Raw genomic sequence first — 21,618 nt, 5'->3', positions numbered from 1 at the left:
CAATAGCCAGCATAGGTAGTTTACTCTTTTTCAAATTACCCCCCATTTTTGTGGGGGTAAGTTTTTAACATTTAATTGCATTAGACCTTATCGCTTTTAGCTTTCTTACCTATTTTGGATTTGAACCCAGCACCGAGACCTAAAGCGGCAGCAGAACCGAGGATGGTGAAGGGTTCGGGTACGGGGGCAGTATCAACCAGAGAGACTCCATCCAAAAGGGATACAGGTGGAGCGCCTGATGGACCTCCCAAAGCTACGAATTGAAGCAATTGTGATGTAGAAGTTGCGGTGAATGTTGTTGTTTGTTTTTGCCATCCAGAAAAACCCTGATTGGGTAGATTGAAAAGAGTTGATGTAAATGTTTGGTTTCCAAAACCAACATACCATCTTGTAACTGGATTCAATTGTGCAGTCGCTTCCTGGGCAGCACCTTCATAAAAACTTAACTCGTATGTATGCCCTACAATAAGACCCGTTATCACCTGTTGAAGGGGGCCTGAGTAGGTAGGATCGCTGTCTGAAGCGATATAATTTCCGCCAGCAGGACTCTCAGTCAAACCATTGTTATGTCCATTATAAGGACCAGCTAAAGGGAAAGCAGAGTAGCCAGGCACGCCGGGGCCAGATGTTTGGTTTGATGAATTAGGCAGCAAAAGAAAATTTAAGGCTGGTTGATTAGGCGCGATCAATGTTGGGTTACTCCAATCGTTGACAGTAACAGACTGATCCAATGCTCCTCCATTACCATAACCGATCACTGTGGACGGATTACTATAGTACGCTTTGGGCGCATTTTGAGTATAGTTTTCAAAACCCCCATTCTTAACTAAATTGATACTGGCTGCTTGGGCAGAAGAACCCAATGCGGAAATGCTGAGCGCAGACAGGCCGATGATTGTTTTTTTTATCGCTAAATTCATTTTTAACATCCCCCAAAAGAGAGATTTTAAACGACGCTCAAATTCTAACAAAATTATTTAAATTAGCAAATAGCTCTCCCGTACTTATAAAAAATTTAATCAGAAGGTTTTATCGTTGTCGCTCCTAGTCAGTACATGGACAAGTTTTTCACAAGTAGTGAACGATGCGCGTTCGCCAGTTAAAAAATTAACTTCTAAGCGTAATATTTTTAATACTAATGTCCTAAAAAAGCTTTATTAATATAAGTTCTAATCAAACATATCTTTAATAACTCTTTAAAAAAGGGAAAAAGTTCTAGGAACTTTTACTTTGCGGCTTTCCCCTTATTCTTTTTTGAGCCACTCCGCGCCTTGAAATGGTGCGGACTCGGGCTAGAAACTTGTGATCGGGTTTTCTTTCAATAAAATTATTACTCTGTCGAACTGACGTTATAGAGTACGGTTATCCGAAATATTGAGGGTGGGCAATCCCAGAAACACTCCTTAAGCATAATCAGGCAAAATCAAGAGATAGAATCAGTAATACCCTCCTGCTCTAATCTGCTCCTCAAGGAGAAGAAAGGAGGTATTTATACCCAAAGTTCAACCTAAAACAATTAAAAGCTTATGACCGTACTAGAAAAAGGCAATATTACGATTCATACAGAGAATATCTTTCCCATTATCAAAAAGTCTCTCTACACTGACCACGAAATCTTTTTGCGAGAACTGATCTCAAACTCCGTTGATGCTATCTCTAAGCTAAAAATGGCATCCTTAGCCGGAGAAGTCAAAGGCGACTTACCCGAACCGGAAATTGTTATTAGTGTTAATAAAGACGAAAAAACCCTCTCTATCTCGGATAACGGCATCGGAATGACCGTAGATGAGGTAAAAAAATATATCAACCAAGTGGCCTTCTCTAGTGCAGAAGACTTTATCAGCAAATATCAAAAGAGTGCCAATGATTTTATCGGACACTTCGGACTAGGGTTTTATTCTGCCTTTATGGTGGCTAAAAAGGTACAAATAGATACCCTCTCCTACAAAGAAGGAGCAGAAGCGGTTCATTGGTCTTGTGATGGTTCACCCGAATTTGAATTAAGTCAATCAAACCGTCAGGAAGTGGGAACTACCATTACCTTGACCTTACTCGATGATGAAACTGAATATCTCGAACCCTCACGAATTAAACAATTAGTCAAAACCTACTCAGATTTTATTCCTGTTGCGATCAAATTTGAAGGCGAGCAAATCAACAAACAACGGGCTTTATGGAAAGAATCGCCCCAAAATTTAAAGGATGAGGACTATTTAGAATTTTATCGTTATCTGTATCCATTCCAAGAAGACCCCTTACTTTGGGTTCATTTAAACACAGATTATCCTTTTCTGCTCAATGGGATTCTCTATTTCCCTAAACTTAGACCCGATGTAGATGTCTCAAAAGGACAAATAAAACTCTTCTGTAACCAAGTCTTTGTCTCTGATCACTGTGAAGAAATTATTCCCGAATTTTTGATGCCCTTACGAGGGGTTATTGATAGTCCGGATATTCCTCTCAATGTTTCGAGAAGTTCCTTAACCAATCATCGCACCGTTCGCCGCATCGCTGATTTTATCGCTAAAAAAATCGGGGATCGCCTCAAAAACCTTTACAACGAAAACGCCCAAGAATATATTCGTTGTTGGGAAGATGTGGGCACCTTTATTAAATATGGTTCTCTCAAAGAAGAGAAATTTAAAAAACAGGTAGAAGATATCCTCATTTATCGCACTACCTACAAACCCTCCGAAAGCGAAAATAAAACTGACAGCGAAACGCCTAAAGTGGAAGTCCAAAGCGCACAAGAAGATTTATGGCAAGATGTCACCCCAGAAAAAGCGGCTGATACTCCTTTAGCCGCCATCGAAAAACAAGGTTATACCACTCTCCAATCTTATCTAGACCGCAATAAAGAGCGGCATGAAAACCGAGTCTTTTACTGCACCGATGCTTCTACCCAAGCAACCTACGTTGAACTGTACAAAAATCAGGGTGTAGAAGTCCTCTATTTTGACTCCTTTATTGATACCAATTACTTTATCCCCTTCTTAGAGCGAGAATATGATCAAGTTAAATTCTCTCGCGTAGACTCGGAATTAGACTCAACCTTGTTACAGCAAGATAAAGCGAGTGAAATCGTAGATCCTGCGACGAATAAAACCCGTAGTGAACAGATCAAAGAAATCTTTGAGAAAGCGCTCAACAATCCCAAAATTAATCTTAAAACCGAGGCGCTTAAATCGGATGACCCTCAAGGAACGCCCCCGGCCATTGTATTATTACCTGAAGCCATGCGGCGACTACGGGAAATGACGGCCTTGTATCAACAACAAACCCTGGCCTTCCCAGAAGAACACATCCTGATGATTAATACCGCCCATCCCCTAATTGAAAATATTCTTAAACTCAGTCAAGGGGGTATTGTCACCGGTAGTGGAGAATCTCCTTCTGCTCAAATGGCTAAAATGTTATGTCAGCACGTTTATGACTTAGCCTTGATGACGCAAAAAGGGTTTGATGCACAGGGCATGAAATCCTTTGTAGAACGCTCTAATCAGGTATTAACGACGCTAACCGAAAAACTTTAACAGTGATTGTCATTAGTCGCTAGTCCTTAGTCCCTAGAAATTCGGCAAAATCAAAACGAATGACACATAAATAATAACCGATGATTAATGACTAATGACTAATGACGATCTAAACTAGAAAGGTTGGACGTATAGAAAAAGCAAAAAAATTGTTATGGCCCGTCATTGTCAATTAACTGGAAAGAAAGCAAATAACGCTTATAGCATCTCCCACTCTCACCGCCGTACCAAAAGATTACAAGAAGCTAATTTACAATGGAAGCGAATTTGGTGGGCAGAAGGAAAACGTTGGGTAAAACTGCGCTTGTCTACCAAAGCGATTAAAACCCTAGAAAAGAAAGGGATAGCACTTATGGCTAAGGAAGCAGGTATTAATTTAAACCTGTTTTAAGCATAGCCGCAGATGGACAAGGTCGGGGCTAGATCGGCTTTTTAATCGGCCCTGTCCCGCCATTTTAACCGAAAAATACCACTTTTCCAGCCGCTTAAGTTCTCAAATCTTAAATTAAGAAAACCCTAGATCAGTTTCATCTATGGGATTTTTAAAGATTATTTCAGTTTTTCTTTGTCAGTCAATTCTGTTTAAGGTTTATTTAAAAGAAATACATAAATCGGACAAAACGCTTGAGGATGAGTCCGGAAAAATCCTGGAAAATACTCAGGTTTTTAGCAAATTCATCAACCTATAATAGAACAGAGATTTAAATAGCAGCTTTGTCTGGAATTAAATCTTCATCAAGACTAATTTGTCAACCAAGGGAATGATACTTTAGCAAGTAGGACAAGGGATGAAGAAATAGAGACGAGTGATTTTTCTCTGTCATCCCTTTTCCTGACTTTTTTGAGCCATCCTTTAGATAACCGACCTTTTTATATAGCTTATAATTATAGTTGAGTTTATTTGGATAATTTCAATCAATATAGTGCCGGCAGTCAAGCCGGTTTTTTGTGGAAACCTCAGTTCGACAGTTTGATCCATTAGAGCGCATAATCATTGATAATAAATGACTGATGAGTGTAATAGCGCGGTGTAATGCTCAAAAAACTCAGACAAAAAACTTCTGTATTAGCCATTGGCTCAGGAACGGCTCTGATCGCCCTAGTGGGATTAGTCGGATTTAGCCCAAAAATTCTGGAAAAGATAGAAACTTGGCAACAAAAAACGGAAATTGCACTACAAGAAGATGATAACTCTCCTTCTGTTGTGCTAAAACTAGCTAATGCTTCTGCTCAAGACAGACTTGAACAACTGAAAACCATCGCCTTATCAGAAAAACCTTCCTTAGAACGAAGTCGGGCCCGTTATATTTTGGCTACAGAGTTAATAAAAAAATATGAGGGAGGCCCAGCATTACGCTTCTTAGAGGGTTTAGAACAAGAATACCCCACCTTAGCCCCCTGGATTTTGCTCAAACAGGGTAGGGGTTATGAGTTGAGTAATGAAAATGATTTAGCCCAAGAAACTTGGAAAAAACTGATACAAACTTATCCAAGTGACCCGGTGGTCGCTGAAGCTCTTTATTATTTAGGAAAATATGACCCCAAATATTGGGATCAAGCCATCAGTCAATTTCCTAACCATCCCCGTACTTGGGAAATTATCAACAAACGTCTCAAGGATAATCCCAAACAACCCAAGTTAATGCTACTGCTGGTGAAATATAATGCTTTTGATCCAAGCATGAATGCAGTACGCGATCGCTTAGTTAAAGATTATGCCCCCGAGTTAACCCCTCAAGACTGGGAAGTCATAGGTAATGGTTATTGGGAGTTTGGGGACTATAGAAAGGCTACCCAAGCTTACTATAAGGCGAGTCGTACCCCCGTTAACCTCTATCGTTATGCTAGAGGGCTTCATCTCAGTGGACAAAAAGCTCAAGCCAAACAAGCTTATCAACAATTGGTGCGCTCATTTCCCGATGCTCCAGAAACCGGAGAAGCTCTGATGCGTTTAGTGGGTTTATCGGGGAGTTCAGAAGCGCTAGGCTATCTGGATTATGCCATTAACAAGTTTCCTCTACAAGCCCCCGACGCTCTCCTCAAAAGAGCCGAATTGCTCGACCTACTCAACAGCAAACAAGCCGCCTCTAAAGCGCGACAACAGCTACTGGTTCAATATCCTAACTCAGAAGCCGCCGCCGGCTATCGTTGGAAAATTGCTAAAAGTTATGCTGATAAAGGAGATTTAGTTAAAGCGTGGGAATGGGCACAACCGATCACTATCAATGCTCCTGATACAACAGTGGCGGCTAAGGCGGGTTTCTGGGTGGGGAAATGGGCCCAAAAATTAAACCGTCCCCAAGATGCAAAAGATGCCTTTCTTCATACCCTTGCCCGTTATCCCCAATCTTACTATGCTTGGCGTTCGGCGGTTCAGTTGGGCTGGAAAGTCGGAGATTTTGAGGATGTACGCTATTATGCGCCCACAGTGGTTTTCCCCGAGACAAGGCCGGTTTTACCATCAGGTTCTCAAGCCTTTAAAGAACTTTATCGGCTGGGTTTAGATGATGAAGCCTGGACGCTTTTTCAAGCCGAAGTGCCTAACCCTTGGCAGTTAACCGTTGATGAACAATTTGCTTTAGGCATATTTAAACAAAAACAACAGCAATTTTTAGAAGGTATTAATTTAGTTTGGGATTTAAGAAATCGAGACAGTGCCGCCGAACAAGCTCAATGGCAAGTATTAAGAAATAAACCCGAATACTGGCAGGCTTTATTTCCTTTTCCCTATTATGATTTGATTGAAGGTTGGTCACAGCAACGGTCTTTAAATCCTCTGTTAGTGACATCTTTGATCCGTCAAGAGTCTCGTTTTGAAAAAGAAATTCTCTCGCCTGTAGGGGCTGTGGGATTAATGCAGGTGATGCCTTCTACTGGGCGATGGATAGCTGACAAAGCCAATATTACTAAATATTCTTTGAAAAATCCCGATGATAATATTAAAATGGGCACTTGGTATCTAGATTATACTCATAAAGAATATGGGAATAATTCCATGTTGGCGGTGGCTAGTTATAATGCTGGTCCGGGTAATGTGAATCAATGGCAGAAAAAATTTGGTTTATCTGATCCGGATGTGTTTGTGGAAAAAATCCCTTTTAAAGAAACAAGAGGTTATGTTGAGTCTGTCTTTGGCAATTATTGGAATTACTTACGAATTTATAATGCCGAAGTGGCACAAATGATGTCCAATTTACCTCAACAATAAGCTTAAAATCGGGTGATGACCTCTAATAATTTTTATCTAGTAGGAGCGGGGAAAGGCCACCCCTACTTTAATGATGTCTAAGGACTTAAGTACCTGGACATAAATAAAGTTGATTATGTTAAGAAATGTAAAAACCTTGAAAGTCTTACCTGTTCCCTGTTCCCAGATCCGGTGTTCCCTTACCAAACAGTTAACTTTAATTTTGTCCAGGTACTTACCATTCTTCAAATTGATATAAAATTTGAGAGCTATTAGAGCGATCAGCCCCTCTCGCATTGGGGAAAAGTTCCATCTTATTATTAGGACTATCATCCCCGATCTCAATCCTAATATTATCCAGTAATTGGGGTTGGTTTTGACCTTGAGAACGTTCTCCTACCGTTCCTTGAGGATAATTAATGGTTGTTTGATCTAAAAAGAAAGCCTCAAAATCTTTAGAAACCGAACGATTTTCTATATTCGATAAAGCACGATCTGCACGCTTTTGTACTCCTTGATTAGCATTATTCGGTAGCGGAGCGGCTACGGCTTCATTAGTTGAAATAAGAATTAATGCTCCTATACCTAGGACTACTCCTATCGGACGCATCATTTTATCTTCTCCAAATATTAATCGTTTTTTTTATGAGTTTTTATCTCTAATTAATAGATTAATATTCTTGACAAAAAACCTCTTCTTTCAAAGGAATGAGAAAAAATTTAGAAAATTTATTTATTCTGAAAGAGGCCATGGCCCCATCACCTACAAAAATAACTAGGTTAAAAGGCTGATCACAAATATTGTTGAATTCCCCCTTCCGGAATACGACTCGGTAGGAGAAAGGGGGAAAAAGAACAGATGACTAATGAATGGCGACTAATTCAATCTCAAAAGTCAAATCTTCCCCGGCTAAAGGATGGTTAGCATCTAGGGTTACATCGTCTTCAGAAAGCTCTCTGACTATAACCGGAATCGTTTGACCAGTTTCCTGTTGAATTTGCAATTGTTGGCCGACCTCAAGCTCTAAATCTGGGGGAATTTGTTCACGCTCAATCACCATTACCAGTTCTTCGTAATAAGGGCCATAAGCTTCTTCTGAAGGAATCTTCACCGTTTTAGAATCCCCCGGACTCATGCCTATCACCGCTTCTTCAAAACCTGGAATAACCTCTTGTTTGCCAATAGAAAACTCTAGAGGAGTGCGCTCCACAGAAGAATCAAAAATTTCACCGTTGTCTAGTTTGCCGGTATAGTGAACTTTTACTTGGTCACCTTGTTTAGCTTGTGCCATCGTTTCTCCTTAAGTTTTTTTTACCCTAATCTTTTCAATGATTCTTGCCACATTAAATTTTTATGAAATTCATCACTAACTATTTATCTGTTGAGAATCATCTACCGATTACCTATAGTTTAAGGTGGTTCTATCTATTTTAGGCTCCGACTTGATGGAGATTGCTAAAATCAGCATAACTGAGATCGGCATCAATGAGATCAGCAAAAGTAAATATTGCCACCTCTCAACTTTACTCTCAGCCGGCGAGAAGCTTTGCACTCTGGGACATCATTCTCTTGAATGAATTTCACTCCAACACAGGGAGTATTTAAAGAGTAAATATTAATTGACTACTAAGTTCTTCTAGAACCCGTAAACCTTTTAAGGAACTCTTAATTAATTGAATGGCGGCATAGGGCTGTTGGATCATCGATAGCGCTAAGGGTATGGGTTTTAAAGAACCATCAGCACTAATGGCTGAGGTTATATTGGGTAAATTTTGCTGGCAGTCATCACTAATTACCCTAATCATAGCGGTTTTGATTCCCACTTCATTGAAAACTTTTAACGCTGTAAACCCTTCCATATCAACCACATCCATCTGATACTGCTGATATAAAGCTTGTTTTTCCTTCGCTAATGTGATTAAGCGATCACTGGTTAATCCCTTCACTAGCTTGGCTTGATCTTTTAGCTGATTTTGCAGAAATTTTACTAAATCACTCTGGCAGTCTTGCCATAATAATTGAGCGGCTCCCTCAGCATAACCACATCCAGAATAGATGACAATCTCCCCGACTCGAGCGTTCGGCGATAACCCCCCACATAATCCCATTAATAACAGGTTTTTAGGCGGCTTATTAAGAAACTCTGTAGATTGTATCCACTGCTCCAGAGAGGCACCAGAAGACTGACAACCCATCGCAATAGAAATGACTTTTGGCTTTAGCTCTGATTTGCCTTTCAAACCTCGGCAAACTGCCTGATACTCTGCACCTTGAGGCACTAAAATTGCATCAATGCTGTTTGTCACCGGGTTTAAGTCTAGCTTTGAGGGCGTTGAATCGATCATATTTTTTTGAGAAAGTTTCCTATTTAAAAGGGTTTAGTGCTATAAAAGAAAATAGTGAGTTCATAGGCATAAGACTTATATGAGTGAGTGTCATCCTCCAAAAGACGCATTATTTAACCCTAATGCTCATGGAAATTGGTTGACCTCAACTAACCGTGACTCCATCCCTAACAGTTGTTCTAGCTTGGTACAAACAAGACTAAATCCGATGAAAGAACCAGTAATTCTTAATCTATCCCAAATTACCAAACAATTTTCTCACCATTCTCAGGCGGCAGTAAAACAAGTCAGTTTAACGTTATTGAAGGGACAGATATTAGGATTACTCGGGCCCTCTGGATGTGGAAAAACCACCTTATTACGGATTATTGCTGGATTTGAACAACCCACTCAGGGTACGGTAGAAATCGCCGGACAACTGGTGGCATGTGAAAAAAGTTTTTTACCGCCAGAAAAACGAAATACAGGCATGGTATTTCAAGATTATGCTTTATTTCCCCATTTAACCATCGCTGAAAATATCGCCTTTGGCTTAAAACGCCTGGAAAAATTCTCTCGTCAAAGCCTTTTATCGCGTGTCCAGGAAGTGCTTCAATTAGTCAGTTTATCAGGACTAGAAAAGCGCTATCCTCATCAACTTTCAGGGGGACAACAGCAGCGAGTCGCATTAGCTAGGGCCTTAGCTCCCCAACCGGAGTTAATCTTATTGGATGAACCCCTCAGTAACTTAGATGTACAGGTCCGTCAATACCTGCGTCATGAGATCCGCCACATCATCAAAGCGACGGGGATTTCTGCCATCTTTGTCACCCACGATCAAGAAGAAGCAATGGCGATCTGTGATCAAATTGCCGTGATGCGGCAAGGAAAACTCGAACAGGTGGGAACACCCGAAGAAATTTATGCTCAACCGGCTTCGCGTTTTGTCGCTGAGTTCGTGACTCAGGCTAACTTTTTACCCGCTAAACGAGCCGGCAATATTTGGCAAACTGAAATTGGCACTTGGGAAATTCCTGAGTCTACGGCTTTTGAACAAGGCGAATTAATGCTCAGACAAGAAGATATTTTGCTCAAACCGGATGAAACCGCCTCAGTGGTCATCTGTGATCGCCAGTTTTTAGGACGGGAATACCGCTACTGTTTACAAACGCCTTCAGGAAATCAAATTCATGCTCGGACTACCACCAATACTCAGTTATCCATCGGGACAAAAGTTAGCTTATCGGTTAACGCGAATGCGGCTCAAGTTTTTCCCCTAAATTCTATTCAAACGCCTTCGTCTGATCCGGTTTCTATGGTGGTATAGCCATTATTCTTAAGATTTGGGTTCGGCTTTACAATAGATTTTGAGAGGCGCTTGCCAAAAATATTTAAACAAAGCCGGACATAACCAACCTTCTAAATTTTTTTCTTTCCAAGCATACCAATGTCCTTGAAATTCCTCTCTGATCCAATCTAACTCTAATTGATATCCTGGAAAAGGAGTAGCGCCAAATAATAATCTAAACCCTTGCTCTGGGTGGGGAATCTCTTTAACCATTACCTCGATCATTTGTGGAATTCCAGCAACAAAAGGTTCTTTTATTAAACCTACTCGCTCGTCATCAAATACCCAAGTTCCCTCATATCGATAGGGAACAATTACCATTAAAGAGTTTTGCATACAGGGCTGCAATCATTGATAATATTTTAAATTTTAAGCCAATATTTTGCTGATTTTTGGGAACACTAATAGCAACATTCTAACCTATTCTATTTTACCATGATTAGATTTAAAGGTTTAGCGGCTGTTCCCATCGTTTTGCTAGGAATGAGCATGAGCATGATCTCTATAGCTGGCGCGATGGCTAATTCACCCCCCACACAGCCAACTTATGAGCAACAACAAAGAGCCTACCATGACTTTCAAATAGGGCAAAGTAAACTCAAAGCGAAAGACTATCAAGGTGCTATTGTCGAGTTCAGCAAAGTAATCGCCATTAACCCTCAGATTTCTGAAGCTTTCAACAACCGAGGACTGGCTCGTTCGGGCTTAAAAGATTATCGAGGAGCCATAGAAGATTATAATAAAGCCATCAGCCTCAATCCTAAAGAAGCTAGATATTATAATAACCGAGGATTAGCACTTCATAGGTCAGGAGACAGTAAAAGTGCCCTCGAAGACTATAATAAAGCCATCAGCCTCAATCCCAAATTAGCCGAAGCTTATACTAATCGAGGATTTATTCGAGATGAATTAAGAGATTATCGCAGAGCCTTAGCCGATCATAACCAAGCTCTCCGCCTCGATCCCAAAAATGCTACAGCTTACAATAATCGAGGAGTCACCTTGAGTAATCTGGGTAACTTTCAAGAAGGACTAGAAGATTTTGAGCGGGCTATTCGTCTTGATCCTAGCATTGCTATCGCCTACAACAACAGAGGCATTGTTCGTTATCTATTGGGCAGTTATTCAGGGGTGATTGAAGACCTAAATCGCTCTACCAGCCTTGATCCTAGCGAAATTAAACCTTATGGTAACCGAGCCACAGTCTTTGATGAATCAGGAAGATATCAAGAAGCGATCGACAATTATAGCCAAGTTATTCGTCGTCAACCTAAAGAGGCCCATGCTTACTATGGCCGAGGCATTAACTATGCAGAAATAGGCTCTTTTCAGCAAGCGATTGATGATTATATTCAAGCCACTAATTTAAATCCTCGTCTATTGATCACTAACTTCGATGTTTTGCTTGGCCGTAATCCGTTAAAAAATGCTGAGGCTATTCTACAACCCTTTAACCAAGCTATCCAAGAGAATCCTGTATCATCTGTTGCCTATCATAATCGGGGGAATATTCGTTATCAATTAAAAGATTATCGAGGTGCGATAGAAGATTACACTTTAGCGATTCGTTTTGATAATAATTATGCTCTGGCCTACAATAATCGAGGAGTTGCCCGTTATCAGGTAGGAGATAAACAAGGAGCAAAAGCCGATTTACAACAAGCTGTTATTTTATTCCAACAGCAAAAAGATGCAGCTAAAGTTCAACAAGCCTTGGCAGTTCTTAATACTATTCCTTAATTGGCTCTAACCCCCACAAAAATGCGGTAGTATTTAACAAAATAAGCCCGCAAAATCTACCCTTTTTGTGGTACAGAAGATCAACCCCATAAAGGAACTTGAGCTAATGCCGCCTCAATCACTTCTGCACCAGCCGCCTGATGATGAACATTTTCACTAATATAACGCTTCCAAGCTTTAGTTCCCGGTTGTCCGCTAAACAGTTGTAATAAGTGGCGGCTAATGGCATGAAGTTTAATCCCTTGGCTGACTATATCTTCAATATAGGGCAACATTTTCTCAGCCACTTGGTGACGGGTGGGCGGAATGGTTTCTTCCCCATAAATATCTCGATCTACAGTAGCAAACAAATAAGGATTATCATAAGCCGCACGTCCAATCATTACCCCATCCACCCATTGTAATTGCTGATGAACTTGTTCTAAAGTGGTTATGCCGCCATTAATTTCAATAAATAAATGAGGAAACTCTTGTTTAAGACGATAAACATCCTCATAACGTAGAGGGGGAATAGTGCGGTTTTCCTTGGGGCTTAACCCTTTTAACCAAGCTTTGCGAGCGTGTACACTAAAGCGGCAACAGCCGGCTTCTGAGACAATACGCACAAAATTCGCCAAATCTTCGTAACGATCACGATCATCAATACCAATGCGATGCTTGACGGTAACGGGAATATTAACGGCTTTTTGCATAGCGGCTACGCAGTGAGCAACTTTTTCCGGTTGAGCCATCAAACAAGCCCCAAAATTGCCATTCTGCACGCGATCACTCGGACATCCCACATTAAGATTAACCTCATCATAGCCCCAATCAGCCGCAATCGAAGCACATAGGGCTAACTCTTGGGGGTTATCTCCACCTAATTGTAAAGCAAGGGGTTTTTCCTCTGTAGAAAAATCTAATAATTTATGGCGATCACCGTGTATGATAGCCGCCGTAGTAATCATCTCAGTATAGAGTAAAGTGCGGCGGGTAATTTGGCGCATCAAATAGCGAAAATGGCGGTCGGTGCGCTCCATCATCGGCGCAACACTCAAAGGATTAGCGAGTAATTGATAATGGATAATCAAGGTTGAATAGGCAGATTCTTATAGTTATGTTAACAGAAAAGAAAAGAACTCAGAGCTTTTAACTAGAGACTAACAGCCTGATTCAAGGATACAATCAAAATAGAGGTTTAACCGATCAGCAAGCTACTGTTTAAATTTCCAGAGATTAATGGTTATCAACACTCATGTCTAGTATCGACAAACTTGAACCGGCTTCTAAAGGGGATGTGGTAGTTTATATGCCTTACTATCCCAAAGATAAACATAGTCTCCTGCCCTATGCCATCACTCTTTATCAACAGGGTTATTTAGAAGGACAACGCCAGATAGAGGGAAGTGATAATATCCCCTTTGTCGCTTCTTGGTATGTCTCTAAGCTTCCTTCAGAATTAACTCGCTGTCGGATACAATTTGAAGGACAGGCCGAGTTAAGCTACGAAATGACGGTGCTGAATGCGGAATTTATTGATTATTTAATAGATGTGATTAAAGTCTTCAAACAACTCGGTGCAGGAGATTTTCCTCAAGGGTTCTACCGAAAACTGCTACGATTTGAAGAACAACCCACATAAGAGAAATAGCATAAGGAGTGAAAGCGTGGCCAATGCCAAATGTTTGCTGATTGGGTCAGTGGAAGCCTATAGTGGAAAGTCAGGGACGATTCTGGGCATTGCCCATCAGCTACAACAACGGGGGCAACTCGTTGCTTATGGTAAAATCCTGGGAACTTGTTTGCGTTTTGATGAGAGCGCTATCGTAGATGAGGATATAGAGTTTGTCAGTCAGTCCCTAGGATTATCTGACGCACAAGTGCGCTCGCCCTTGATTTATCTCGATGAAAAAACGATCCATAAACGCCTACATCGAGAAGATACCACAAATTATGAGCAAGCCGTCAAAGATTATGTGCAGGAGCTATGCGGAGACATCATTTTAATTGAAGGAGCAGGAACCTTATGGGAAGGCAGTATATTTGATCTGTCCTTGCCGAGAATTGCCGCTCTCATCGGGGCTGAGGTTTTAATAGTCGTGCGTTACACCTCTCCTCTGGTGGTGGAAAGTCTCCTCAAAGCCAAACAAGAGTTAGGGGATCGCCTTTTAGGTGTTGTAATTAATGATATACCACCAGATGAATTAGAGCAGAGGGTGGATTTATTGAAACCTTTTCTCGAAAACGAGGGAATTCCTGTGTTAGCCCTGGTGCCCAAGAGTAAATTACTCCGCAGTGTTAGTGTTAGACAACTGAGTCAACAGTTAGGGGCACAAGTATTGTGTCGTCAAGATCGCTTAGATTTGATGGTAGAGAGTTTAACCATCGGGGCGATGAATGTCAATGCGGCTTTAGAGTTTTTCCGTCAAGGTCAAAATATGGCAGTGGTAACCGGCGGCGATCGCACCGATTTACAATTAGCGGCTTTAGAAACTTCGGCCAGTTGTCTGATTTTGACGGGTAATATTGCTCCTGATGAATTGATTCTAACTCGAGCAGAAGATTTAGAAATACCGATTTTATCGGTGAAACTGGATACTTTAACCACCGTTGAAATTGTGGATCAGGCATTTGGTAAGGTCCGTCTTCAGGAACAAATCAAGGTAGATTGTATTCAGGAAATGATGGAAAAATATTTTGATATGAATCGATTTCTGGAAAAACTCAACCGCTCAGTATAATTTGGAGAATTAAATCATATATCTATGTATTCTATTCGCCCTGAAATAAAGGATGATGTAGAGGGAGTGCGTTTGCTTTTGGAGAAAACCTTTGGTCGTCCCCAAGAAGCGGATCTAGTGGATACTCTTCGTGAACGAGAAGTAATTACTTTATCAATGGTTGCCCATATTGACGGGCAAATCGTCGGATATATTGCTTTTAGTCCAGTGGAGATCGAGTCAGAAAGTTCGACGCAGAAAATTTTAGGGTTAGCGCCTTTGGCCATTTTACCTCCCTATCAACGACAGGAAATCGGCTCAAAATTGGTAGAAACTGGATTAATAGAATGTCAAAAAATGGGTTATCAGGCCATTGTTGTTTTAGGCGCTCCTGAGTTTTATAATCGTTTTGGTTTTCGTCAGGCTTCTTTATATCAACTCTATTCTTCTTTTGATATTCCCTCAGAGTTTTTTATGGTCAAAGAACTTTTAAATGGGGCATTAGGGGGTCATAAAGGAGTGGTGAATTATCAGCCTGAATTTAATCAAGTTTAAGTCAACAAAAAATCTTAACAAAGGGTAGGTTCATCTTACCCGATTTCTATTGGTATTTTTGAACTATTGCCTGAAATATAGGATATCTAACTGGGATTTTGGGCCTTTTGAGCCTGTAGCGCATCTTGGGCAGACATTCCATCACCCTGATAGCCAAAATACCATAAAGCCGCCGCCGCTTCGGCACGAGTTACCGGTTTTTTCGGCTGAAATAGGGTCGTATAACCAAATACACGCTTAATATTCGCTTGCTCTCCATTTTGATAGTCAGCATAAAGCGATCGCAAGGCTAAAGGATTGATTTTATTAAGGTCTTGGAATCCCCAAGTTTCCTTAACACTCTCCATAGAGGCGGTAGGTAGCCCCTTACGAGAATCTAAAGGAACTTTCCACTGTACTAATTCTTCCCGAGTCAGAGGCGCATTGGGACGAAATAGCAAAGCATTACTATCACCAGTTAAAGGAGAAGGAATTAACCCCGCTTCTGCTAATCCTTGGATAATGGGAAAATCAGGATCATTCGGCTTAACATCAGTAAAAGCACTTTGAGAACTCGTTGAACCCGGCCGAATTTGCTTACCCGCAGCATTAGCAAAGATTTTATTATTGGCATTGTATAACCAACGGGCAAAATCTCGACGGGTAATAGGCGCATTAGGATTAAATTGATTGCCTTTATCCGCACTTAAAACGCCTAAACTCGCTAAATCTTGCACATAATTGCGCCAAGGTTCAGGCACTTGTGAGAGATCAGAAAAATTGGTGTCTGTAGGGGGAGTGGTAGGGGTTGCACTAGGAGTAGGTGTAGGGGTTGAGGTTGGAGTGTTAGTCTGAGATTGGGCTGAATTGTTACTCGGTTGATATTCAATAAGCAAATCGGTATTACCACGATTGGTTGATGAAGGAGTCACCGTCACTTTAACATCTAATCCCTCTCTACTAGCCATTAAAGTATTGTTCTCGGTATCAGCAGAAAAAGGTTGAGTGATCTGCCATTTGGCGGCTGTAAATTGCTGTTGATAAAAGTTTTCTATCAAATTTCTCGGATCTGAAGAGGTCCAGCGAATGGTTCCTGAGTTAGGAGTTGAGCCGGCTTGAGCAGTTTGCAGTTGGGCATTAGGATAGACTGGGATCTCTTTGGGTAAATTCTCAGAAGAAAGCGTGTTTGAAGGGGTGGGTGAAGGCGTTGAAGGGGTTTGAGCGTTGTTTTTTAAGGCTGGATCTGGGGCTAATTTCCCCTCTAATTGTCCATTGCCGCTACAAGCCGTCAATAGTCCGACTAAGCAGGCAACAAAACCCATACGAATAGAATAATTTTTTAAAGGTAACACAGTTAAATGAGAGCAAACTTAGACGAGCCTTGATCTAGGGTAACTTAATTTCCCTGTGAGCGGCTAAGAATTGTCCGCAAATCTAATAAGCAATTGTTAAAAAGTTAAGGGTTTGAGACAGGGCAACATACACTGAAGAGAGCAAGAAAGATTTATCACAAAAGATTATTATGGCTTACGTCTGTGAGTTAGGGACAGGGCAAACACTCTATATAGATAATCAGGGTAACCAGACTCTCATCACTACCCATAGCAGTAGTGGAGGACAACAGCAACAGTCCTCAAGTGGGTTTGTAACCGGCAGTTGGACATCTCCCCCGCAATTATTCCAAACGGCTAACGGTGTAATCATTAAAATAACTGCCGCTTCAGGGGAACATTTTGTACAGGTGCAGGGGGGTAGTATAGCCGTCATGAGTGGTACCCCAGGGGTGAGTCATGCTCAACAAATGCAACTGCAACAAGTTTCTGGCACACCTACCTCTTCAATGCCTCCGATGAAACCCCTAGAACCCATGAAACCCCTAGAACCGATGAAACCCCTAGAACCGATGAAAATGGGGGATATGGAAATGAGTATGAACCCGATGCAAATGCGGATGGGTAACATGGAAATGCGGATCGGATCAGGATCTTCAGCCGCTTCGCCAAAGCACTATTGTAGTCAATGTGGAGCTAAACTAGAACCTAATGATCGCTTTTGTTCGAGTTGTGGGCATCGATTGAGTTAGTAATATGCGGATTCTGCTGGTAGAAGATGATGAACGGATTGCTAACGCTCTGGCAGAGACTCTCAAAGATCGGCAATATCTGGTTGATTTAGCTTTTGATGGGGAAAAGGGTTGGGATTTTATTCAAAGCTTTTCCTATGATTTAATTATCTTAGATGTCATGCTGCCTAAACTGAGTGGGACTGCACTTTGTCAACGCTTGCGAGACACAGGATATATGACACCCGTTTTGATGTTGACAGCCAGAGATACCAGTAGAGATAAGGTTAAGGGGTTAGATGCAGGAGCCGATGATTATGTGGTTAAACCCTTCGATTTGCCGGAGTTAGCCGCTAGAATTCGGGCTTTGTTGCGTCGAAGCAATACTACTTTACCCCCCGTCTTAGAGTGGGAAAATTTACGCCTTAATCCGAATAGTTGTGAAGTGAATTATGCCGGACACCCTCTACATTTAACCCCAAAAGAGTATAAATTATTAGAATTATTTCTTCGCAATACTCATCTGGTTTTGAGTCGTAGTCAAATTTTAGATCATCTTTGGTCTTTTGAAGACCCTCCCAGTGAAGAAGCGGTCAAAGTTCACATCAAAGAGTTAAGAAAAAAACTGAAAGCGGTGGGAGCTTCTCCAGATTTAATCGAGACTGTATATGGTTTGGGTTATCGACTGAAACAAAGTTAACAGGTTGTAGATGAGCAAGAAAGATAAAACTCAATTTTTTGTCAACCGTGAATTTCAAACACTTCACTGGCGGTTATTACTTTCTTATTTGGCGGTAATGGTGACGATACTAGGCACATCCGCCGTAGTGGTTTATCAATTCTTTAGCCGCAGTATTTATCAACAGGTAGATAACCGCTTACTCAATTTAGCTCAAGCCGCTTCTCACAGTTTAATAACACTTAAACATGATAAAAATGTGATTGACGATTTACCTGGCAGAGACTTTGATCACGATGGAGACCTTGATATTCCTTGGCAGAATTTGCGTTTACCTTCTCAGGGGGTAGAATGGTATGCTGCCAATGAGCAGCGTTTAGCGATGGCTGGTACTTTATTTCCTACCCTACCCCTAAAAGTCGGGTTTGAGCAACAACAACATGGACAAATTCGCACCCTAACCATTCCTGCTTATAGTTATCCCCAAGGAACACCTCATTTAGAAGGGTATATTCGAGTTAGTGAGTCTAACCAAGAAGTGCAAAAAACCTTAATTCAATTGCGTTGGGGGTTTGGCTTAGGAGGAACCATCGCTATTATTTTAACCGGGATCGGGGGAATGTGGTTAACGCGGCAATCTCTGGGTCCGGTTGAACAAAGCTTTGCACAGTTAAAACAGTTTACGGCGGATGCTTCTCATGAATTACGTAGTCCGCTAACGGTGATTAAAACCTCTGTGGAGGTGATGCAAACTCATCCCGAACGAATTCACCCCGCCGATGTGGAAAAATTCAACGGCATCGTCAGTGCCACGAAACAGATGAGTAGTTTAGTAGAAAATTTATTATTATTAGCTCGTACTGAAAAAATTAGCGATCCTTATCCTCAAGAATGGGGTTTAATTCCTTTGCATGAAGTGTTAGAAGACCTCGTGGATTTTCTGGAATTGACCGCCAATGCTCGCGAGATTAATCTTAAATTTGAGGGATTAATAGAAGTTTTTATTAAAGGAGATAGTGAGCAATTATCTCGTTTATTTTCTAATTTATTAAATAATGCTCTACAATATACCCCTCAAGGAGGACAGGTAACCGTGAGCCTGAATCAGAATGAGCGTTATGTGTTGGTTTCGGTAGAAGATACGGGAATCGGCATTTCTTCAGCACAACTCCCTCATATTTTTGATCGTTTTTGGAGAGCAGATGATGCTCGTTGCTATCGTTGTGAGGGAACAGGGTTAGGACTGGCCATTGCTCAAGCCATTGCTCATCGTCATCGCGGCGAAATTACGGTTAAAAGTCAGTTAGGTGTGGGTAGCTGTTTTCAAGTGCGTTTACCCAAAGCTTAAAAAAATTGTTGCTCCACCCGAGATCCTTACATTTTTTCTCTACACTAATAGCTATAAACTCTCAAGTCTGACAGCATTCAATCTTTTGGGTAGAGGAGAATAATCATGCTTCGTGCCTTTCGTAAATATCATCGTCAAATTGCAATCATTGCTGCACTTCCCTTAATTTTAACGGTGATTACAGGAGTTGGTTATACCATTGTCGATGAGTGGTTTGAGCAAGGAGAATTGGGTGAGTTTCTGTTAGGAATTCATACCTTTGAAATTATCCATTTAGAAAAGATTTATCCTCTACTGAATGGATTAGGATTAATCGGCTTGCTGGTGACTGGCTTGAGCATGACTGGGTTATTTAAAAAACGCCCAAAACCGACAAATATTGAAGACTAAAAAATATTTCCTAGGTAAATTTTAATTGAACGTAGGAGGTTATTTAACTATGTTATTCCCTAGTATTTATCAAAAAAAAGCCCTATTTTTATCGATGGCTATGAGCCTTGTTCTATTTGGATGTAGTCAAACCACCCCATCTGCTCAAGTTGAACCCGACACACAATCAACAACAGCCGCCGAAACCGCAAAAACCACCTCAAAAGAAGATTCAACGCTGAAGAATTTACAAGCGGCTTACAATGGGGAATCAAACGCCCATCTGATGTATTTAGCCTATGCGAAAAAAGCTGAAGAAGAAGGTTATAAAGGCGCAGCGAGTCTGTTTAAAGCAGCCGCTAGGGCTGAAGAAATTCATCGGGATAATCATGCTAAGGTCATTAAAGAAATGGGCGGAACGCCAGAAAATAATCTTAAAACTCCTGAAGTAAAATCCACCAAAGAAAACTTAGAAAATGCGGTTAAAGGGGAAACTTATGAGCGGCAGGAAATGTATCCTGAGTTCATTAAAGAAGCCGAAAAAGAAGGGAAAAAAGACGCGGTAGAAACCTTTACTTATGCTTCTGATGCTGAAGCCCAACACGCCCAACTGTACAAGCAAGCTTTAGAAGATATGGATAATTGGAAAGTGTCTAAAGATTTGTATGTTTGTCCTGTATCTGGTGCAACGACGATTACAGATAAGCAAAATAATTGCGCCACGACTGATGGAACTAAAAAACCCTTAGAAAAAGTTAGCTAAATATTTAGACCTCGCTCAAGGAGGGCGGGGTTTACATTACAATTTGTACAGGTATTTAGCTAAGTAGGTTTAATCATGAACCGTCGAGAGTTTTTAGGTTGGGTTGGAGTGGGTTGGTTGGCAAGTTCTTTACCCATTGCTTTAGCCGCTTGTAATCAGCAATCAAATCAAGGTGAAGTTTCTCAGGGCACTTTTGAACCTGTGGGAACGATTACTGATTTAGATAAACAGGGTTTTTTAGAGGGGAAAATTGCTGGGGGTTCGGTAGTGGTGGTTAAAAATCCTACCAATTCCAATCAGGTTGATGCTGTTAATCCTACTTGTACTCATGCCGGTTGTACAGTAGCTTGGAAAGCTGATCAAAAAGCCTTTGTTTGTCCTTGTCATGAGTCTAAGTTTGCGGCTGATGGTAAGGTGGTTAAGGGTCCGGCTAAAGATCCTTTGAAGACTTATGAGGTTAAGTTGGATGGGGATAAAGTATTGGTTAAAACTTAGAAACCCTCACCTATTACTCTGAAAAGATTCAACGGCTTTTTTGATTAATCTTTCTAGGTAATGATTTGGGGTTTTATATCGCCACGCGGTAAAAGGTGGACGGGATAACCTTTCTTCTTTTTCCCTCACTGCGCCGCATCTTACCGATTTAGGACTTACGCACCGTAACTAAATCATTAGACCTCTTGCACAAATCATCATTTTTGAAGAAAACGAATAAAGGATCAAGCCTTTCCCCTTTCCCCTTTCCCCTTTTCCCGACTTCTGCAAGAAGTCTATTAGGGTTTGAGATTGTCCGCGATCGGGAGCAAGGCTCGCTTGGGACATAAAATCGTTGTTTTTAATCAGGAGTGCGTAACTCCTACGATTCTAACTGCCTTTTTCAGTTAATGTTAAGTTTTGTTAAAATATTTGGGCTAAAACCTGAGAAATATTAGAGTATAGCTTAATTTTTATCGTTACTATTTGAGAGCAAATGAAGCCCTAATCTTATTTTCGGTTCATTTGAACTCTTTCTCATAAATACCGACTTAGTG

22 protein-coding genes are annotated in these 21,618 nt (G+C 41.0%); 14 read left to right on the top strand and 8 right to left on the bottom strand.

The window, feature by feature from the left end; translation table 11 throughout:
• Nucleotides 1-80: 80 nt before the first annotated feature.
• A complete protein-coding gene (locus tag CYAN7822_RS22860) occupies nt 81-971 on the bottom strand; it encodes a PEP-CTERM sorting domain-containing protein (protein WP_049802618.1) in 891 nt (296 codons plus the stop codon).
• Nucleotides 972-1,526: 555 nt separating this feature from the next.
• On the opposite strand from CYAN7822_RS22860, the gene htpG reads away from it, so the two are divergent.
• The 3 genes from htpG to CYAN7822_RS22845 all read left to right on the top strand — a co-directional run bounded on the left by htpG (nt 1,527) and on the right by CYAN7822_RS22845 (nt 6,741).
• Nucleotides 1,527-3,533, top strand: coding sequence for a molecular chaperone HtpG (gene htpG, locus CYAN7822_RS22855; protein WP_013324613.1), 2,007 nt, complete (start codon nt 1,527-1,529; stop codon nt 3,531-3,533).
• Nucleotides 3,534-3,687: 154 nt separating this feature from the next.
• Nucleotides 3,688-3,924 (top strand): 50S ribosomal protein L28, encoded by a 237-nt coding sequence (gene rpmB / locus CYAN7822_RS22850; RefSeq protein ID WP_013324612.1) that lies wholly within the window; start codon nt 3,688-3,690, stop codon nt 3,922-3,924.
• Between the two features lie 642 nt (nt 3,925-4,566).
• A complete protein-coding gene (locus tag CYAN7822_RS22845; RefSeq protein WP_013324611.1) occupies nt 4,567-6,741 on the top strand; it encodes a transglycosylase SLT domain-containing protein in 2,175 nt (724 codons plus the stop codon).
• A gap of 214 nt (nt 6,742-6,955) precedes the next feature.
• On the opposite strand, the gene CYAN7822_RS22840 is transcribed toward CYAN7822_RS22845, so the two are convergent.
• The 4 genes from CYAN7822_RS22840 to CYAN7822_RS22830 all read right to left on the bottom strand — a co-directional run bounded on the left by CYAN7822_RS22840 (nt 6,956) and on the right by CYAN7822_RS22830 (nt 9,066).
• Nucleotides 6,956-7,333: a hypothetical protein gene (locus CYAN7822_RS22840; protein ID WP_013324610.1), complete on the bottom strand. Its 378-nt coding sequence runs from the start codon at nt 7,331-7,333 to the stop codon at nt 6,956-6,958.
• A 250-nt stretch (nt 7,334-7,583) separates the two neighbouring features.
• Nucleotides 7,584-8,012, bottom strand: a complete 429-nt coding sequence (locus CYAN7822_RS22835) for an FKBP-type peptidyl-prolyl cis-trans isomerase (protein WP_013324609.1) — start codon at nt 8,010-8,012, stop codon at nt 7,584-7,586.
• Nucleotides 8,013-8,151: 139 nt separating this feature from the next.
• The gene (locus tag CYAN7822_RS40540) at nt 8,152-8,235 is read right to left on the bottom strand and encodes a pentapeptide repeat-containing protein (RefSeq protein ID WP_157871948.1); all 84 of its coding nucleotides are present in this window, start codon (nt 8,233-8,235) and stop codon (nt 8,152-8,154) included.
• An 87-nt stretch (nt 8,236-8,322) separates the two neighbouring features.
• Nucleotides 8,323-9,066, bottom strand: a complete 744-nt coding sequence (locus tag CYAN7822_RS22830; RefSeq protein WP_013324608.1) for a phosphorylase family protein — start codon at nt 9,064-9,066, stop codon at nt 8,323-8,325.
• A gap of 208 nt (nt 9,067-9,274) precedes the next feature.
• On the opposite strand from CYAN7822_RS22830, the gene CYAN7822_RS22825 reads away from it, so the two are divergent.
• Nucleotides 9,275-10,372 (top strand): ABC transporter ATP-binding protein, encoded by a 1,098-nt coding sequence (locus CYAN7822_RS22825; protein ID WP_041933356.1) that lies wholly within the window; start codon nt 9,275-9,277, stop codon nt 10,370-10,372.
• Between the two features lie 9 nt (nt 10,373-10,381).
• On the opposite strand, the gene CYAN7822_RS22820 is transcribed toward CYAN7822_RS22825, so the two are convergent.
• The gene (locus CYAN7822_RS22820; protein ID WP_013324606.1) at nt 10,382-10,729 is read right to left on the bottom strand and encodes a DUF6717 family protein; all 348 of its coding nucleotides are present in this window, start codon (nt 10,727-10,729) and stop codon (nt 10,382-10,384) included.
• A 99-nt stretch (nt 10,730-10,828) separates the two neighbouring features.
• Here CYAN7822_RS22820 and CYAN7822_RS22815 point away from each other — a divergent pair, with 99 nt between their 5' ends.
• The gene (locus CYAN7822_RS22815; protein ID WP_013324605.1) at nt 10,829-12,133 is read left to right on the top strand and encodes a tetratricopeptide repeat protein; all 1,305 of its coding nucleotides are present in this window, start codon (nt 10,829-10,831) and stop codon (nt 12,131-12,133) included.
• A gap of 80 nt (nt 12,134-12,213) precedes the next feature.
• Here CYAN7822_RS22815 and dusA read toward each other — a convergent pair whose 3' ends face one another.
• Nucleotides 12,214-13,203, bottom strand: coding sequence for a tRNA dihydrouridine(20/20a) synthase DusA (gene dusA, locus CYAN7822_RS22810; RefSeq protein WP_013324604.1), 990 nt, complete (start codon nt 13,201-13,203; stop codon nt 12,214-12,216).
• A gap of 164 nt (nt 13,204-13,367) precedes the next feature.
• Between dusA and ebsA the strand changes: the two genes are divergently transcribed.
• Genes ebsA through CYAN7822_RS22795 form a run of 3 tightly spaced genes read left to right on the top strand, consistent with a single transcriptional unit; the run spans nt 13,368 to nt 15,387 of the window.
• On the top strand, nt 13,368-13,754 hold the full coding sequence (gene ebsA / locus CYAN7822_RS22805; protein WP_013324603.1) for a type IV pilus biogenesis protein EbsA: 387 nt from the start codon (nt 13,368-13,370) through the stop codon (nt 13,752-13,754).
• Nucleotides 13,755-13,779: 25 nt separating this feature from the next.
• Nucleotides 13,780-14,853 (top strand): phosphotransacetylase family protein, encoded by a 1,074-nt coding sequence (locus tag CYAN7822_RS22800; protein WP_013324602.1) that lies wholly within the window; start codon nt 13,780-13,782, stop codon nt 14,851-14,853.
• Between the two features lie 24 nt (nt 14,854-14,877).
• The gene (locus tag CYAN7822_RS22795; protein WP_013324601.1) at nt 14,878-15,387 is read left to right on the top strand and encodes a GNAT family N-acetyltransferase; all 510 of its coding nucleotides are present in this window, start codon (nt 14,878-14,880) and stop codon (nt 15,385-15,387) included.
• A gap of 86 nt (nt 15,388-15,473) precedes the next feature.
• Here the strand turns inward: CYAN7822_RS22795 and CYAN7822_RS22790 are convergent, their stop codons facing one another.
• The gene (locus CYAN7822_RS22790) at nt 15,474-16,688 is read right to left on the bottom strand and encodes an S-layer homology domain-containing protein (protein ID WP_013324600.1); all 1,215 of its coding nucleotides are present in this window, start codon (nt 16,686-16,688) and stop codon (nt 15,474-15,476) included.
• A 200-nt stretch (nt 16,689-16,888) separates the two neighbouring features.
• Between CYAN7822_RS22790 and CYAN7822_RS22785 the strand changes: the two genes are divergently transcribed.
• The 6 genes from CYAN7822_RS22785 (at nt 16,889) to CYAN7822_RS22760 (ending at nt 21,082) form a co-directional block, all read left to right on the top strand.
• Nucleotides 16,889-17,449, top strand: a complete 561-nt coding sequence (locus CYAN7822_RS22785; protein WP_013324599.1) for a zinc ribbon domain-containing protein — start codon at nt 16,889-16,891, stop codon at nt 17,447-17,449.
• 4 nt (nt 17,450-17,453) lie between these two features.
• Complete coding sequence (locus CYAN7822_RS22780; RefSeq protein WP_013324598.1) at nt 17,454-18,128, top strand: response regulator transcription factor; 675 nt, start codon at nt 17,454-17,456, stop codon at nt 18,126-18,128.
• A 10-nt stretch (nt 18,129-18,138) separates the two neighbouring features.
• The gene (locus CYAN7822_RS22775; RefSeq protein ID WP_013324597.1) at nt 18,139-19,455 is read left to right on the top strand and encodes a sensor histidine kinase; all 1,317 of its coding nucleotides are present in this window, start codon (nt 18,139-18,141) and stop codon (nt 19,453-19,455) included.
• 105 nt (nt 19,456-19,560) lie between these two features.
• Nucleotides 19,561-19,845 (top strand): hypothetical protein, encoded by a 285-nt coding sequence (locus CYAN7822_RS22770; RefSeq protein WP_013324596.1) that lies wholly within the window; start codon nt 19,561-19,563, stop codon nt 19,843-19,845.
• A 49-nt stretch (nt 19,846-19,894) separates the two neighbouring features.
• Nucleotides 19,895-20,587, top strand: coding sequence for a rubrerythrin family protein (locus CYAN7822_RS22765; protein WP_013324595.1), 693 nt, complete (start codon nt 19,895-19,897; stop codon nt 20,585-20,587).
• A 75-nt stretch (nt 20,588-20,662) separates the two neighbouring features.
• On the top strand, nt 20,663-21,082 hold the full coding sequence (locus CYAN7822_RS22760; RefSeq protein WP_013324594.1) for a QcrA and Rieske domain-containing protein: 420 nt from the start codon (nt 20,663-20,665) through the stop codon (nt 21,080-21,082).
• Nucleotides 21,083-21,618: the final 536 nt, after the last annotated feature.

It is taken from the genome of Gloeothece verrucosa PCC 7822 (assembly GCF_000147335.1).
Classification (GTDB): domain Bacteria; phylum Cyanobacteriota; class Cyanobacteriia; order Cyanobacteriales; family Microcystaceae; genus Gloeothece; species Gloeothece verrucosa.
The sequence above is the reverse complement of the archived record's forward strand: the minus strand, read 5'-3'. Positions and strand labels throughout refer to the sequence as shown.

Coding starts and splice junctions, on each gene's coding strand:
- CYAN7822_RS22825 (WP_041933356.1), top strand. CDS start 9,275: ATGAAAGAACCAGTAATTCTTAATCTATCCCAAATTACCAAACAATTT.
- rpmB (WP_013324612.1), top strand. CDS start 3,688: ATGGCCCGTCATTGTCAATTAACTGGAAAGAAAGCAAATAACGCTTAT.
- CYAN7822_RS22830 (WP_013324608.1), bottom strand. CDS start 9,066: ATGATCGATTCAACGCCCTCAAAGCTAGACTTAAACCCGGTGACAAAC.
- CYAN7822_RS22765 (WP_013324595.1), top strand. CDS start 19,895: ATGTTATTCCCTAGTATTTATCAAAAAAAAGCCCTATTTTTATCGATG.
- CYAN7822_RS22760 (WP_013324594.1), top strand. CDS start 20,663: ATGAACCGTCGAGAGTTTTTAGGTTGGGTTGGAGTGGGTTGGTTGGCA.
- CYAN7822_RS22785 (WP_013324599.1), top strand. CDS start 16,889: ATGGCTTACGTCTGTGAGTTAGGGACAGGGCAAACACTCTATATAGAT.
- CYAN7822_RS22820 (WP_013324606.1), bottom strand. CDS start 10,729: ATGCAAAACTCTTTAATGGTAATTGTTCCCTATCGATATGAGGGAACT.
- htpG (WP_013324613.1), top strand. CDS start 1,527: ATGACCGTACTAGAAAAAGGCAATATTACGATTCATACAGAGAATATC.
- CYAN7822_RS22770 (WP_013324596.1), top strand. CDS start 19,561: ATGCTTCGTGCCTTTCGTAAATATCATCGTCAAATTGCAATCATTGCT.
- CYAN7822_RS22840 (WP_013324610.1), bottom strand. CDS start 7,333: ATGATGCGTCCGATAGGAGTAGTCCTAGGTATAGGAGCATTAATTCTT.
- CYAN7822_RS22790 (WP_013324600.1), bottom strand. CDS start 16,688: ATGGGTTTTGTTGCCTGCTTAGTCGGACTATTGACGGCTTGTAGCGGC.
- CYAN7822_RS22845 (WP_013324611.1), top strand. CDS start 4,567: ATGCTCAAAAAACTCAGACAAAAAACTTCTGTATTAGCCATTGGCTCA.
- CYAN7822_RS22815 (WP_013324605.1), top strand. CDS start 10,829: ATGATTAGATTTAAAGGTTTAGCGGCTGTTCCCATCGTTTTGCTAGGA.
- CYAN7822_RS22780 (WP_013324598.1), top strand. CDS start 17,454: ATGCGGATTCTGCTGGTAGAAGATGATGAACGGATTGCTAACGCTCTG.
- ebsA (WP_013324603.1), top strand. CDS start 13,368: ATGTCTAGTATCGACAAACTTGAACCGGCTTCTAAAGGGGATGTGGTA.
- CYAN7822_RS22775 (WP_013324597.1), top strand. CDS start 18,139: ATGAGCAAGAAAGATAAAACTCAATTTTTTGTCAACCGTGAATTTCAA.
- CYAN7822_RS22835 (WP_013324609.1), bottom strand. CDS start 8,012: ATGGCACAAGCTAAACAAGGTGACCAAGTAAAAGTTCACTATACCGGC.
- CYAN7822_RS22795 (WP_013324601.1), top strand. CDS start 14,878: ATGTATTCTATTCGCCCTGAAATAAAGGATGATGTAGAGGGAGTGCGT.